The 14,491-nt window shown below is 64.7% G+C and carries 13 protein-coding genes; 5 read left to right on the top strand and 8 right to left on the bottom strand.

Annotated features, from left to right (window positions below):
• Positions 1-127 precede the first annotated feature (127 nt).
• Positions 128-1,471 carry a PLP-dependent aminotransferase family protein gene (locus ABIB78_RS36185; RefSeq protein ID WP_429033716.1) on the top strand — a complete coding sequence of 448 codons (1,344 nt, stop codon included), beginning with the start codon at positions 128-130 and terminating at the stop codon, positions 1,469-1,471.
• Between the two features lie 100 nt (positions 1,472-1,571).
• On the opposite strand, the gene ABIB78_RS36180 is transcribed toward ABIB78_RS36185, so the two are convergent.
• Together ABIB78_RS36180 and ABIB78_RS36175 are read right to left on the bottom strand one after the other, a co-directional pair.
• On the bottom strand, positions 1,572-1,931 hold the full coding sequence (locus ABIB78_RS36180; RefSeq protein ID WP_429033714.1) for a hypothetical protein: 360 nt from the start codon (positions 1,929-1,931) through the stop codon (positions 1,572-1,574).
• An 89-nt stretch (positions 1,932-2,020) separates the two neighbouring features.
• Positions 2,021-2,641, bottom strand: coding sequence for a hypothetical protein (locus ABIB78_RS36175; protein ID WP_429033712.1), 621 nt, complete (start codon positions 2,639-2,641; stop codon positions 2,021-2,023).
• A gap of 71 nt (positions 2,642-2,712) precedes the next feature.
• Here ABIB78_RS36175 and ABIB78_RS36170 point away from each other — a divergent pair, with 71 nt between their 5' ends.
• Positions 2,713-3,147, top strand: coding sequence for a hypothetical protein (locus ABIB78_RS36170; RefSeq protein WP_429033710.1), 435 nt, complete (start codon positions 2,713-2,715; stop codon positions 3,145-3,147).
• Between the two features lie 21 nt (positions 3,148-3,168).
• Here the strand turns inward: ABIB78_RS36170 and ABIB78_RS36165 are convergent, their stop codons facing one another.
• Complete coding sequence (locus ABIB78_RS36165; RefSeq protein WP_429033708.1) at positions 3,169-5,571, bottom strand: EAL domain-containing protein; 2,403 nt, start codon at positions 5,569-5,571, stop codon at positions 3,169-3,171.
• Between the two features lie 182 nt (positions 5,572-5,753).
• Positions 5,754-7,172 carry an MFS transporter gene (locus ABIB78_RS36160; RefSeq protein WP_429033706.1) on the bottom strand — a complete coding sequence of 473 codons (1,419 nt, stop codon included), beginning with the start codon at positions 7,170-7,172 and terminating at the stop codon, positions 5,754-5,756.
• A gap of 605 nt (positions 7,173-7,777) precedes the next feature.
• On the opposite strand from ABIB78_RS36160, the gene ABIB78_RS36155 reads away from it, so the two are divergent.
• Both ABIB78_RS36155 and ABIB78_RS36150 read left to right on the top strand, forming a co-directional pair.
• Complete coding sequence (locus ABIB78_RS36155) at positions 7,778-8,854, top strand: lysylphosphatidylglycerol synthase transmembrane domain-containing protein (RefSeq protein WP_429033704.1); 1,077 nt, start codon at positions 7,778-7,780, stop codon at positions 8,852-8,854.
• Between the two features lie 118 nt (positions 8,855-8,972).
• Positions 8,973-10,931 (top strand): hypothetical protein, encoded by a 1,959-nt coding sequence (locus ABIB78_RS36150; RefSeq protein ID WP_429033703.1) that lies wholly within the window; start codon positions 8,973-8,975, stop codon positions 10,929-10,931.
• Positions 10,932-11,118: 187 nt separating this feature from the next.
• Here ABIB78_RS36150 and ABIB78_RS36145 read toward each other — a convergent pair whose 3' ends face one another.
• Positions 11,119-11,694, bottom strand: coding sequence for a DUF2147 domain-containing protein (locus ABIB78_RS36145; RefSeq protein WP_429033701.1), 576 nt, complete (start codon positions 11,692-11,694; stop codon positions 11,119-11,121).
• 126 nt (positions 11,695-11,820) lie between these two features.
• Entirely contained in the window at positions 11,821-12,849 is a 1,029-nt protein-coding gene (locus ABIB78_RS36140) for an NAD(P)/FAD-dependent oxidoreductase (protein ID WP_429033699.1), read from the bottom strand.
• 161 nt (positions 12,850-13,010) lie between these two features.
• On the opposite strand from ABIB78_RS36140, the gene ABIB78_RS36135 reads away from it, so the two are divergent.
• Positions 13,011-13,466, top strand: a complete 456-nt coding sequence (locus tag ABIB78_RS36135) for an acyl-CoA thioesterase (protein ID WP_429033697.1) — start codon at positions 13,011-13,013, stop codon at positions 13,464-13,466.
• A 24-nt stretch (positions 13,467-13,490) separates the two neighbouring features.
• Here ABIB78_RS36135 and ABIB78_RS36130 read toward each other — a convergent pair whose 3' ends face one another.
• Both ABIB78_RS36130 and ABIB78_RS36125 read right to left on the bottom strand, forming a co-directional pair.
• Entirely contained in the window at positions 13,491-13,811 is a 321-nt protein-coding gene (locus ABIB78_RS36130) for a 2Fe-2S iron-sulfur cluster-binding protein (protein WP_018272592.1), read from the bottom strand.
• Between the two features lie 189 nt (positions 13,812-14,000).
• Positions 14,001-14,378, bottom strand: coding sequence for an Hpt domain-containing protein (locus ABIB78_RS36125; RefSeq protein ID WP_429033695.1), 378 nt, complete (start codon positions 14,376-14,378; stop codon positions 14,001-14,003).
• Between the last annotated feature and the right edge of the window lie 113 nt (positions 14,379-14,491).

Below are 14,491 nucleotides of genomic sequence, written 5' to 3'. Positions count from 1 at the left end.
TTTCAGCGCCTGCGCCGTCGGGACCTCAGATTGCTTGCGCGCTCCTCGGTGCAATCATGGGCTTGTTCCCTTCTAAATGATCCGGTACATTGCTCGGAGCAAGTAAAACATTGCTCTCGGTGCAATAATGTCGAGGTTCGAATATCTGAAGCTGGCGGATGCGATGGCCGCCGAGATCGCCAGCGGCGCGCTCAAGGCGGGGGACCGCCTGCCGCCGCAGCGCCATTTCGCCTATGACCGCAACATCGCCGTCTCGACCGCGAGCCGGGTCTACACCGAGCTGTTGCGGCGCGGGCTGGTGGTCGGCGAAGTCGGCCGCGGCACCTTCGTGTCCGGCGAGGCACGGCGCGGCATCGCGGCCCCGACCGAGCCGCGCGGCGCCCGCATCGATCTCGAATTCAACTATCCGCTGCTGCCGCATCAGGCGACGATGATCGCCAAGAGTCTTGAAGGGCTGGAGCGGCCCGAGGTGCTCGAGGGCGCGCTGCGGCCGGCGACCAGTTTTGGCACCCGGGCGGCACGAACCATCTCCTCGGAATTCCTGGCACGCAAAAGCTGGACGCCGAATCCCGACCAGATCGTGTTCACCGCCAACGGCCGGCAATGCATCGCCGCCGCCCTTGCCGCTGTCGTGCCGCCGGGCGGACGCTGCGGCGTGGAGGCGCTGACCTATCCGTTCGTCAAGGGCATTGCGGCACGGCTCGGCATCTCGCTGGTGCCGCTTGCGATGGACGAGCACGGCGCCCGCCCCGATGCGGTGCAGAAGGCGCACCGCGAGGCGCATCTGTCCGCGATCTACGTCCAGCCCACGATCCAGAACCCGCTCAGCATCACCATGCCGGCCGAGCGCCGCGCCGAACTGTTGCGCGTGGTGGAGAAGCTCGGCCTCGTCGTCATCGAGGATGGCGTCTACGGTTTCCTCGACGACGAGGTGCCGCTGGCCGCGCTCGCGCCCGACAGCTGCATCGTGCTCGACAGCCTGTCGAAGAAGGTGGCGCCGGGCCTCGCGCTCGGCTTCATCGTCTCGCCGCCGCGGCTGCGCGAGAGCATCATGGCCGCGGTGCGCTCGGGCGGCTGGACTGCCTCGGGCTACGCCTTCGCCGCGGGACAGCGGCTGATGGCCGACGGCACAGCCGCCGAATTGTCACGGCTGAAGCGGATCGATGCCGGGCGCCGCCAGGTTCTGGCGTTGAAGCATCTGGCCGATTTCGAGATCCAGACCAATCCGAAGTCCTATCATCTCTGGCTGACCTTGCCGCCGCACTGGCGCTCGCAAACCCTGGTTGCGGCCGCGGCACGCCGCGACATCGCGCTGACGCCGTCGACCACCTTCGCCGCCACGCCGGGGCACGCGCCCAATGCGGTGCGGCTCGCGCTTGCCGCGCCACCGATGGAGCAACTCGACCTCGGCCTGCGGACACTGGCGGGAATGCTGAGCGCGACCGAAGAGGATTTTGATTCGACGGAGTGACATCGCCTATTCACCCCGAAGTACTGGCGTTCTTCCATCCCCGGCGGCCAGCTTCAATTTTTCGAACGGCCTGGTGTCGTTGGAGCGCAGCGCCAGGACATCAAAAACCACACGCAGCATACGTCTTTCTAGCGAGACGAAAATGCGCGCCCTCGGCTACGAAGTCCACATCCAGGCATTGATTGCCTCTGCGATATTCGCCGATAACGCCGCACTGCAGATACTCGAGATTTATCCGCCAGCGCTTTTCCTGCGGTGAGTAGGTCGCGAAGTCGTGCAGCGCGACCGGCGTTCCCTTGCAAATTCCGGCAACGTATTGCCGCACGTCGGGGGGCAGAGAATCGATGTGATGGGGATCAAGCGGATCTTGTTTGTTGCCTACGCTGCCGCCCTTGGAAAGAGCCGGGGGCACGCTCAAGAGCACGAGGCATAGAGCCAGAAAGGGGGTCCGGATTGTCATCTGACACTCCAGCGTGAAGCAAATCAGTTGCCAAGTTTACAGCGCGTTGCTTACAGCCCGCTTACAGTCCGATTGCTAGAACCGCGGCCTCACTGATTGCGAACCGCCTGCGGCAGCAGCGCGTCGGGCAATCGATCGAAGCTGTAGCGGCGCGGCCGGTTGCGCGTGACGAAGCCGCCGACCTGCCAGGCGAACAGCGCGGCAAAGCCGACCAGAAACAGCGCGCCCGTCCAATTGAATGTCAGCAGCGCCATCAGCAGCAATCCGATCATTGCCGCCGCAAGGCACGCCAGCAACGCCAGCGCGGCCGTATATGTCTTCGGCCCAAGGCCTCCGACCAGCCTGGCGGTGCTGCCCGCCGCCTGCATCCGGCGATGCAGCTCGACGATGAAGTCACGATAGAGATGCCCCTGCGGCGCCATCAGCGTCGCGGTCTGCCAAGTGGTCGAGAGGATCGCGATCCGACCGCCCTGGGCGTTGTCGATGTCTGCGCGAAACCGCTGCTGCTGCATCGAGACCGGGCGATAGGACAACTTCATCGCGGAGATGTCGGCGTAATCCCATACACCCGACCTGCCGGCGATCCGCCACGACAGCCCGTCCTCGGTCAACTCGAACTGGTGCGCTGAGCCGATCAACGAGGCCTTGTAGGCATAGCGCACCGCTGTGCCCTCGCCCGCCCCCGAGTGATCCTGCAACGCTGTTGGCAATCCGCCGTTCCACCCGTTCGAGCCCGTGCGCGCGCTTGCGCTGCACGTCACGCCTATCCTACAAGCGAGCCATGCCCGAGACGACCTATTTTCCGCGTTACCTCATCCTCGGCGGCGCGATGATATCCGGCGTGCTGCTGGCGCTGGCCGTGCACATGCTGGGCGCGCGCTACGGGCTCGATCTCGGCGGCCTGTGGCGCTCCGATAGCCACGAATTCATGCCGGCGGGCGCGGCGATTGCGTGGTGGCTGATCGCAAGCGTCGGGTTTTCCGGCGGCTACTTCACCGCCAATCTGATGCACAGCGCCGTCGCCGGCCAGATCCCGCAGCGGATGCGGCAATTCCTGATCGTCGTCGGCGTGCTGATGCTGGCCGGCGCCGGCCAGGCCGCATCGGCGCCAAGCACAGTCTCGAGCATTTCTGCCGTGCTCGCCGGCCTGGCCGCCTTGTGCCTCGGCGCCGTGATGGCGTTCTGCGGCGCCTATTTTGCTCTGCGCAAAGGCTGAGCGCGCCCGCCGTCTCCCAAATCAGGCCACCGACCGCTCCGGTGCCCAGCGCAACATCTTGGCGACGTCGGCCGCCGGCCGCGGCGGGCTGAACAGATAGCCTTGCGCCTGCGTGCAGCCCTCCTGGCGCAGCAGGTCGAACTGGGTATCGGTCTCAACGCCCTCGGCCGTGGTAACGATGCCGAGGCTCTTGCCGAGACCGGTGACCGCGCGCACGATCGCCATGGAGTCCTCGCGCGTTGCGAGGTCGGTCACGAACGAACGGTCGATCTTGATCTTGTCGAACGGGAAGCTGCGCAGATAGCTCAGCGAGGAATAGCCGGTGCCGAAATCATCCAGCGAGATCCGGACGCCGAAACCGCGCAGCTCATGCAGCACGGCGAGCGTCGCCTCGCTGTTCTGCAGCAGCACCGATTCGGTGATCTCGAGCTCGAGCCGATCCGCCGACAGGCTAGATGCTTTCAGCGCCGCCTTCACCGACGACACCAGGTTCGGGTTCTTGAACTGCACCGGAGACAGGTTGACGGCGACCGCGATGTCCTTGGGCCATCTTGCGGCCTCGGCGCAAGCCTTGCGCAGCACGATCTCGCCGAGCGGAACGATCAGCCCGGTTTCCTCGGCGACGGGGATGAAATTGTTGGGCGCGATCAAGCCACGCAGCGCGTGGTTCCAGCGCGCCAGCGCCTCGAAGGCGACCACCCGATCGCCCGCGACATCGCGGATCGGCTGGTAGTAGACCTCGAACTCGTCGCGCTCGAGCGCGAGCCGCAGGTCGTGCTCCAGCAGGCGGCGCGCCTGCGCACGCGCATCCATTCCGGTCTCGAAGAACCGATAGGTGCCGCGGCCGTCGGCCTTGGCGCGGTACAGCGCGAGATCGGCCTTTTGCAGCAGTTCGTCGGGACCCTTGCCGTCCTCGGGCGCGAGCGAGATGCCGATGCTGACGCCGATCACGAGCTGGTGGCCGCCGATCTCGTAAGGCGCGGCGATCCGCTCGACCACGAGACTTGCCAGCGACGACACGACGGACGGTTCGCAGTTGCTGCAGAATTGCACGATGGCGAATTCGTCGCCGCCGAGCCGCGCCACGGTGTCATGCTCGGTCACGCATTCGCCCAGCCGACGCGCGACTTCGCGCAGCAGCGCGTCGCCGATCGGATGTCCGAGCGTGTCGTTGATTTCCTTGAAATGGTCGAGATCGAGACAGAGCACCGCCAGCTGGTCGGAGCGCTTGGCTAATCTGGAGGCCTTCTCCAGCTGCTCACGGAACAGCGTCCGGTTCGGCAGATTGGTCAGCGCGTCATGCCGCGCCATGTGTGAAATCTGTTCCTGTGCCTGCTGCCATTCGGTGATGTCCTCGAAGGTCGCGACCCAGCCGCCGCCCTTCATCGGCTGATCGACGACACGGATCGCACGCTCATTGCGGCTGACGATCCGCGTCGCGGTGTGGCCGCCCTTAGCCTCGGCGACGAGCGCGTTGCAGAACTCCTCGGGATCGCCGTCCCACTCACCGATGGAATGGAGGTCCTGCAGAACGTCAATCAGCAGGCGTCCCTGCAGCGGTACGCGATTGCGCCCCATCATGTCGCTGTAGCGCTCGTTGAACAGCATGATACGGCCATCAGCATCGAACATGCACAGCCCCTGCGACATGTTTTCGAGCGCGGTATCCAGCACCACCTTCTGCTTCTGAAGTTCGGTCTTGGCGCGACGATCGAGGATGGAGGCGATCAGCGAGAGGCCGAGGATCGCGAACGCAGCAACCGCGGTCATGAACGAGAGCACGCGCGGCGAGACCGTAAGTCCGCCGGGAACGATCGCCGGATCCGGGACGAGTGTCACCGCGCCCATCGCGGTGAAATGATGCGAGACGATCGCAACGGTCAGCAGACCGGTCGCGGCGGCAGTGTATCCAAAACGTTCGCCACGCGCGGCAACGACGAGCGCGAGCGCGCCAAACAGGCTTCCGAATACGACCGACACGGCCACGATGCCTGGCGACCAGACGATGCGCGCGGGCAGCTCCAGCCCCAGCATGCCCGTGTAATGCATCGCCGCAACACCGGCGCCGACGATTGCGCCACCGGCCGCGACCGTCCACCAGCGTTCGTCGAGCGTTGCGACGGCCAATCCGACGGCCAGGATCGCGACCGCGAGCACCAGCGACAGCAGCGTGATGGGAATGCTGTATCCGGCTTCAATACCGGGATCATACGCCAGCATGGCGACGAAATGGGTGGCCCAGATACCGCAACCGCCGACTGCCGCATCAAGACCGATCCAGATCTCGCGGGCGCGGCCTTGTGCGGCGCGGGCACGGTGAAACAGGCTGACCGCGACGGCGCTGGCGAGCAGGCAGATCACCCCACCAAGCACGACCAAGCGCCAGTCATGTTCCAAGGTGAGACAGGTTAGAACGCGATGCATATAGGCCCCCGTTATGGACCCATAAGAACAAGCGTATTCGTGTACGAACGGTAACCGCACCGCAACAAGGTTCCACGCATGGTGAAGAAGCCTTGAATTCGGCCGAGATCGCGTCGAAAGGCAGGATGCCTATGTGACTTGCTCACGCTGGCGCCGGTGCAATTTCACGTTCGCGGCAGTTCTCATTGCCGCGCTTGCGATGATGTGCCGATCCAGATCAGCGCAGCGGCCGCAAGCAGCACAGCGGCGGAGATCACGAGGGCCGCATGCAGGCCGGCGATGAACGCCGCGGACCGGCTGACCATCGAGCCGAACAGCGCAACACCGAGCACGCTGCCGGTCTGCCGGGTCGCATTCAGCACCCCGGCCGCGATGCCGGCATGCTTCGGCTCGGCACTGCCGAGCAACGTTGATGTCAGAGGCGGCACCAGCAGCCCGAGGCCGCCGCTGATGGCCAGCAATTGCAGACAGATCGCGAGATAGCTTGTGCCGGGACCGATGAACAGCAGTGCCAGACATCCGGCGGCCGAGAGCGCTGCGCCGAGCGCGATCGCCGCCGGCGCGCCGATCCGCTCCGCGACGAGCGGCGCGATCAGGTTGGCGGGCAGCACGGCGCCAAGCATCGGCACGAACGCCAGACCGGTTGCGAACGCCGACAGCCCGTTGACCTGCTGGAAGTAGAGGCTGAGCACGAAGATCAGCCCGTAGAACGCAACGTTCACCAGAAGGCCGACCAGCGAGGTCACGGCAAACATCCGGTGGCTGAACAGCGAGAGCGGCAGCATCGGCTGCGGCGCGCGTGCCTCGTGCCAGATGAACAGCGCGGAGAAGACGGCGGCGAGAACGAAGCCAGCGACCACGAACGGGCTGCCCCAGCCGAGCGCGCCGCCTTCGATGAGCGCGCCGGCCAGCGTGCCCAGCGCAGCAATCGCGGCCAGCTGGCCCGGCAGGTCGAGCTGGTGCTGCTGATGAGGCATGGTTTCGCCGGCAAAGCGCCAGGCGAGCCAAAGGCCGGCCAGGCCGATCGGCAGATTGACCAGGAAGATCGCGCGCCAGCCGACCAGCGTGATCAGTCCGCCGCCGACGAACGGACCCGCGGTCAGCGCAAGGCTGGCGCCTGCGGCCCAGACGCCGACCGCGCGTCCACGCGCCTTCTCGTCCGCATAGGCATGGCGCAGCAGGGCGAGTGAATTCGGCACCAGGATGGCCGCGGCCAGCCCCTGCACGCAGCGCGCAGCGATCAGCGTCATGGCATCAGGCGCGACCGCACATGCGAACGATGCCGCGGTGAAGATCGCAAAGCCCGCCATGAAGATGCGCTTGGCACCGATCCGGTCGCCGAGCGCGCCCGCGGTCAGGATGAAGGCGGCAAAGGCGATGGTGTAGGCGCTGACCACCCATTGCAGTTCGGCAACGCCGCCGCCGAGCGAGGCGCCGATGGCGTTGAGCGCCGTGTTGACGATGGTGACGTCGAGCTGCACGACGCCGTAACCGAGACTCATCGCGGCGAGCGTCAAGGTCGCCGCAAGCCCGGTCGACGGGTGATGCGACGCCGCGCGCTGGTCCGGCATGCGTCCGACGTTGAGGGATGTCTGTTGCATGGTCTCGTCCTCGCTCTCGGCAAACAATGCGAGACATAGGCGTTCGTTTCGCCAGAACATTTCGCCGCTGGTCGAAGTGTGGCATCGTCGTGCCGATCCGGCCATCTGGCCGCAGCGACCTTGCGCGGCGTTTTGCCTCAATAGACCTACGGACTGTCCCCGGGGCGTCTCATTCCGGCCCGAACAGCGGTCCACAGCCGGATCATGCGCAGGCACGCGTCGACTTCACACTTTGGTAAACGCCACGACCGGTTCGGATGTCCCCATGCTGATGCATATCGTCTATTCGTGTTCCGCCAACAGCGCCGCGGCAGTGTCGGGACGATCACAAAATCGGCAAAAATACCGACGAAATCGCCTGGAACAGCGGAACATGCAGCAGTCCCGTGGCAACGGACGGCATGCCCGCGACTCACATTCCGCAGAGCGAGAACATATGTAGCGCGTATGACAACGACGCTGGACAGAAGCCAAAGCTTGGCTTGTCAAGGGCTGCACAACGCATCAGTTTTGCCTTATGGGTCATCGCGTACGGTGCGCTTGCCCGTCACCCGTCGCCGTCCGTGACCGGGTCCCACTGAAATTGCCGCCCGCCGGGAGGATGAATGCTTCGGCTGCTGACCACGCTTGGGCGTGGTTTCAAGGAAAAGATCGGCTGGAAACGGCTCGGGATCGCCGCGAGTGTGTTGATCATCGCGTTTGCGATCACGACGCTGGTGCACACCCTGAAGGGCGTCGATACCGGTATCATCCTCACCGCGTTGACCGACATCGCGCCGCACCGGATCGCGCTCGCGGCGCTCTGCGTGGTCGGAGCGTTCTGCACGCTGACCTTCTATGACTTCTTCGCGCTGCGCACGATCGGCAAAACCCATGTCCCTTACCGCATCGCAGCGCTATCGAGCTTCACCAGCTACACGATCGGTCACAATATCGGCGCCACCGTCTTCACCGGCGGCGCGATCCGCTTCCGGATCTATTCCGATTACGGCCTCTCCGCGATCGACGTCGCCAAGATCTGCTTTCTGTCGGGCCTGACCTTCTGGCTCGGCAATTTGTTCGTGCTCGGGTTCGGCATGGCCTGGCACCCCGCGGCGGCGTCGGCGATGGACCTGCTGCCGCCGGCAATGAACCGGCTGATCGCGCTCGGCTGCCTTGCCGGCATCGGCGCCTATTTCGTCTGGCTGCTGACCGGTGAGAAACGCCGCGAGCTTGGCCAGAACGGCTGGAAGGTGGTGCTGCCCTCCGCCAAGCTGACGCTGCTGCAGATCATCATCGGCGTGGTCGACCTGGGCTTCTGCGCGCTCGCAATGTACCTCCTGATGCCGACCGAGCCGCATATCGACTTCGTCTCGCTGGCGGTCGTGTTCATCCTGGCGACGCTGCTCGGCTTCGCCAGCCACGCCCCCGGCTCGATCGGTGTGTTCGACGCCGCGATGCTGGTGGCGCTGCCGGAGTTCAGCAAGGAGCAGTTGCTGGCGACGCTGGTCGTGTTCCGTATCCTCTATTTCCTGATTCCGTTCGGGATTTCGATCTCGATCATGGGCATGCGCGAGCTGTGGCTCAACGTGGTGCAGCCGTGGCAGGAGCGAAAAAGATTGAGCCAAGCCTGCACGGCTTCGGCGACCGTGCGGCAACCGATCGAAAGCCGGCAGCAGCGGATCAGGCAGCTGAAACGGTAACAGGCGACGTCATCGGGCCCAAGGCCCCTGCTTTCAGTCCCGGTTTTTCGATCCCGGATTTTCGATCCCCGCAGCCGCTTCTCTTATTTTCGCCGTACCGCTCGCGTCAAACCGCGCCATGATTGGCATTTTGGTTCGATTTTCGTTTCGTGTGACGGTCTGCAGCGTGCTGCTCGGCAGCGCGCTGGCGGCGGTACTCGCATCGGCGGCGGCGGCGCAGGACAACTCCCTGCAGATCTCCTGGGAGGTCCGCAACCGCTTCCGCCTGTTCCGCGAGGAGCGCGACTTCCGCCTGCATGTCGAAAGCGGGCTCGGCCGCAGCGTGCTGGCCTCGGAACAGGCGCTGGAACTGCAAAGCGACGGCCGCGGCTGGTCGCGCAACACGGTGAACCGGCTCTGCATCGACCTGCAAGGCCGCGTCAACGAGCCCTGCACCCGCGACAACGTCAAGGAAAGCTATCTGACGCCGATCGATCACCCGATCGTCGCGCAGCTCACCGGCCCGGTTCCGGTTGGCGCGACCTGCGCCTGGTCGTTCGACGACGGCGACGGGCCACAAACCTCAACATTCGACTGCGCCGAGCCGGTCAACCTGCGCGTCCGCTACGGCCGCACCACGGTCGCGACCGTCGACGTCGCAAGCGGCTCGGACGCCAACCAGCGCGTGACGACGCAGATCGAGGTGCGTGATTTGCTGATCGCGGGCCTCGGCGACAGCATCGCATCCGGCGAAGGCAATCCCGACCGCGCGATTGCGCTCTCCGACGAAGGGTTCTGCTTCCGCTCCTATCTCGGCGGGGCACAATATTACCGGCCGAGCCGCGCCGGCTACAAAGGCGGCCGCGCCTGCGAGGCGCCGGATACCCTGACAAACTGGCAGCGCCAGAGCGCGTTGTGGCTCAACTCGGCCTGTCACCGGTCGCTGTACAGCTACCAGACCCGCACGGCGCTCGCGCTCGCCGTGCAATATCCGCACATCGCGGTGACCTATCTGCCGCTGGCCTGCACCGGCGCCACCATCGCCGACGGCCTGCTCGGCTCGCAGCAGGCACGGGAATGTCTGCCGACGAAAACCGCCAACACCTGCTCGGGCACCGTCAACGGCCAGATCGCGGAACTGCGCACCGCACTCGCCGCCGCCAGGCGCCGGCAGCCGGACCGCACGCTCGACCTCGTGCTGCTGTCGATCGGCGCCAACGACATCTACTTCTCCGGCCTCGTCGCCAACGTGATCGTCGACACGCCGACCGAACGCACGCTGTTCAACCGCGGCGGCTCGATGGCCAGCGTCGACGATGCCCGCTCGGCACTGGCGCGCGACCTGCCGGCTGGTTTCGCCAAGCTGCGCGATGCGCTGAAGCCCTTGGTCGGCGGCGACCTCTCGCGCGTGATCTACACGGCCTACGCCAATCCGGCGCTGGCCAATGGGGGCACGCCGTGTCCCGGCGGCCGAGCCGGCTTCGATATCCATCCCTCGTTCAATGCCGATCCGCGGCGGCTCGCGGAGGTCTCGAGCTTCGTGCAGAACGAGTTCCTGCCGCAACTCAAGGCGATCGCGCAGTGTCAATCCGGCATCATCTGCCGCAATCCGCAGGCCGATCGCATGACTTTCGTCGATGCGCATCAGGAAGCGTTTGCAAGCCACGGCTTCTGCGCGCGTGCATCGACCGACCCGGAGTTCGACCGCGACTGCTTCGCCACCAACGGCGACAGCTTCGTGTCCGACATCGTCGCCGCGGCCAGCCAGCCGCTCAAATGCGGCCGCAGCGCCGGCGAATACCGCGCCTATCTGCCGCGTGCACGCTGGATCCGCGACGCCAACGACAGCTATTTTGCGGCAATGACCTACCCGCAAGGCCTGCCGTCCTCGATGCAGCCAACCGACATTCACGACGCGACGTGGGGGATCTTGTCGGCGGTGTATGGCGGCGCGGTGCACCCAAGCGCGGAAGGCCATGCGGCGATGGCCGATGCCGCGGTGCCCGCGGCCGCCACCGTGCTGCAGTTGAACACCACTGTGCCTGAGGTGATTTCCGAGCCGGTCGCGCCGCTGCCGAATGTACCCGAGCAACGCTAGAGTCTTTTCCGTTCCGATTGAATCGGAACGGGGCTCTGGATTCTTGTTTTGACGCGTTTTCTTCAACGCGAACCGGTATCCACTTCGCTCGAAAACGCTCTAAACGCTCGGACCGCACGAGTGCGGACGCGAGCGTTCGTAATCCAGGTCAGAAGCGAGAAAGAGAGTGAGAGAGAGACAGAAGTCCCTAGTGCCGCTTCGTCGCAGGCACGGGCGCTGGCGGTGGTGGCTTCACCGCCGCGGCTTGCGCCGGCAGATATTTGGCGACGATCGCGGGATCGAGCTGGGCTATCGCACTGTCCGGCAACCGCGTCCAGACCTCATCCTTGCCAAACAGTGAGATGCCGAGATAGCCGCGCATGGTCAGCTTCTGCCCGTCGGCGCTCAGTGTCATCTTGGCTTTGTAGATCTTGCCGTCGCGCGGATCGAGCACATTGCCGTTTTCGTACTTGAGGCCATCGCGCTTCATATCGCGGATGAACGACAGACCAAGCCACGGCGCATTCTTGCGATCATCGGTGCATTTCGAGCAGACCGGATTGGGCGGCTCATCGGGATCGGAAAACATCTTGGCGATCACGCCTTCAAAGATGCCGTTGTGTTCAATCACCAGGAACCAGCCCTCGGGCTTGCCGTCCTCGATCTTCTGCCAGAGGCCGGCCGCCGATGATGGATCGGCCGCCGAAGCCGCAAGCGGAGCAGCCAGCGCAAACGCCGTGGCGATCGCAAAGATCAGCCGAAGTCTGGACAGCTTGTTCCGCATCATCATCACCTGATCAATCGACAAACTCGAATAGCAGCAGACTACGGCCATTTCACGGAGTGTTCCAGTACCCGCGCCGCGCAGGGACTGGCCGATGCCCCCGGCATTGGTCGCTGTCGGATGGATTCAGTTCACTCCAAGTTTCTTCTGCAAACTCGATGACGAGGTTGTGTATTGGAACACCAGCCGCTTGTCCGGATACACGTAGCGGTGCGCCTTCTGCGCCATCAGCGCGCCCTCGTGGAAGCCGGAGAGAATGAGCTTCAGCTTGCCCGGATAGGTATTGATGTCGCCGATCGCGAAGATGCCGGGAATGTTGGTCTCGAACGCCGCGGTATCGACCGGCACCAGATTGTTCTCCAGTGCCACGCCCCAGTTCGCGACCGGACCAAGCTTCATGGTGAGCCCGAAGAACGGCAGCATCGTATCGCAGGCGATCGTCGAGACCGCATTGTCGTTGCCCTTCAGGGCCGCGCCCGAGAGTTGACCGTTCGCGCCTTCGAGCCCCGTCACCTGGCCGATCTTCAGATCCATCTTGCCGTCGGCGACCAGCCCGCGCATCTGCTCGACGCTGTGCGGCGCCGCGCGGAAATCGTCGCGCCGGTGCAAGAGCGTGATGCGCTTGGCGATCGGATGCAGATTGAGCGTCCAGTCGAGCGCGGAGTCGCCGCCGCCGACGATCAGGATATTCTTGTCGCGAAACTGCTCCATCTTGCGCACGGCATAAAACACCGACGTGCCTTCATAGGCCTCGATGCCGGGCACCGGCGGCCGCTTGGGCTGGAACGAACCTCCGCCGGCCGAGATCACGACGACCTTGACCTCGAACTCCTTGCCGGCATCGGTCTTCACGCGGAACAAGGGGTCGCCGATCTTCTCGATGCTCTCCACCATCTCGTTGAGATGGAAGGTCGGAGCGAACGGCTTGATCTGCTCCAGCAGCTGCTCGGTGAGGCCCTGGCCGGTGACGAAGGGAATGCCGGGAATGTCGTAGATCGGCTTCTCGGGATAAAGCTCGGCGCACTGCCCGCCGATCTTGTCGAGGATGTCGACCAGATGCACCTTCATGTCGAGCAGGCCCAGTTCGAACACGGCGAACAGTCCGCAGGGGCCCGCGCCAATAATCAGCACATCGGTCTTGATCGCTTCGCTCATATCCGCTTCTTTTCAGTTGAGATCGACTGGACGGCTTTCGCCTGTCCGGTCGAGTATGGCCGGATCGGGACATGCATAATAGGGACAGCGGCTGGCGCGGCAACCCCTTGCCGAGCTAGCGCAACTCGGCTGTATGGCGGGAAACCGATGGAGATCCCCTCGTGAATGCCCCTGTCCGTGCCGACGATGCGCCGCGCCTGGAAGACTTTCCCTACCGCCTGTCCGACAATGTGCGCTTTGCCGATCTCGACCCCAACGGGCACGTCAACAACGCTGTCTATGCAAGCTATTTTGAAACCGGCCGCGTCACGCTGGTGAAAGACCGCAGCATGGGGCTGATGCCGGCAGGGCTCGGCTGGATCATGGTGCGCCTCGACATCCATTTCCGCGCCGAGTTGCATTGGCCGGGTCAGATCGAGCTCGGGCTCGGTCTCGTCAAGTTCGGACGGACATCGACCACGTTCGATCAGGTGGTGTTTTCGGAAGGGAGATGCGTGGCGTCGGCGAAGGCGATCACCGTGATGATCGATGAGGCCACGCGCAGGCCGACGCCGTTGCCGGCGGAGGTCAAGGAGAACTTCCGCCGCTGGGTCCGTCGCGGGGTGAATCCGGATTAGCGGGGTGAATCAGGATTAAGAGACTTAGGCCTGCCGTTCCGGCGTCGACACGACCAATCCGTCGAGATCGTCGGTGACCTTGATCTGGCAGGACAGCCGCGAATTCGGACGCACGTCGAAGCCGAAATCCAGCATGTCCTCTTCCATCGGCGACGGCGCGCCGACCTTCTCGCGCCAGGCTTCATCGACATAGACATGGCAGGTCGCACAGGCGCAGGCGCCGCCGCATTCGGCTTCAATGCCGGGAATGGCATTGCGGATCGCGCCTTCCATCACCGTCGCGCCGTTCTCGATCTCAACTGTGCGTTTCTCGCCGGAATGGTCGATAAAGTGGATTTTGGCCATGATTGCTCGTGCTGCCGGAGTGCGCCGGACGATAGATGGAAAGGTCCCGGGCAGTCGTATAACGGGTCGATCCGCACAGCGCTAGCGCGGAGACCGAAAACCTGCCGGCCGGCCCAGACGGGCCGCCCAGGTCGTTGCGGAGAGCCGTTGCGGAGAGCCGTTGCGGAGAGCCGTTGCGGCGTCAGGAGCCTAGGAGCGGCCCAGAATCAGCTCGATCGCCGTGCGCGCCTCGGCGATCGCGGCCCCAAGCGCAGCCAGCGGCTGGGCCGGATCGGAACCGCCGGTCAGCGCGGTCTCCAGCTTGGCGGCGGCCTCGGCGACGCCGAAGGCACCAATCGCCCGCGCCGACCCTTTCAGGGTGTGGGCGTGGGTCGCCGCCTCGGGCGGCAAGGCGGCCAACTCACCGAGGATCCGGGCCGACTGGGTCGAGAACATCGCCAGGACTTCCCGCTCCAGATCCGGGTCGCCCAGCGTCATGCGCTGGAGATGATCGACGTTGACCGGCCCGTCGCCGGGCGCGAGCGGCGGCGATTGCGTCCATTCAACCCGTTCAAGATGAAGCGGCATGGCCTGTCCCTGTCGTCTCCGCCGGGCCTCGCCGGCGGATCGTCGGACCAGCCAATCACGAAACTGGTTAACGGATTGTTGTCGGGATGATCGGCAAATCCGCCAGATTCTGG

This window comes from Bradyrhizobium sp. I1.14.4 (assembly GCF_050435825.1).
In the GTDB taxonomy this organism is placed as follows: domain Bacteria; phylum Pseudomonadota; class Alphaproteobacteria; order Rhizobiales; family Xanthobacteraceae; genus Bradyrhizobium.
Note: the sequence above shows the minus strand (reverse complement) of the source record. Positions and strands in the feature narration are given on the sequence as shown.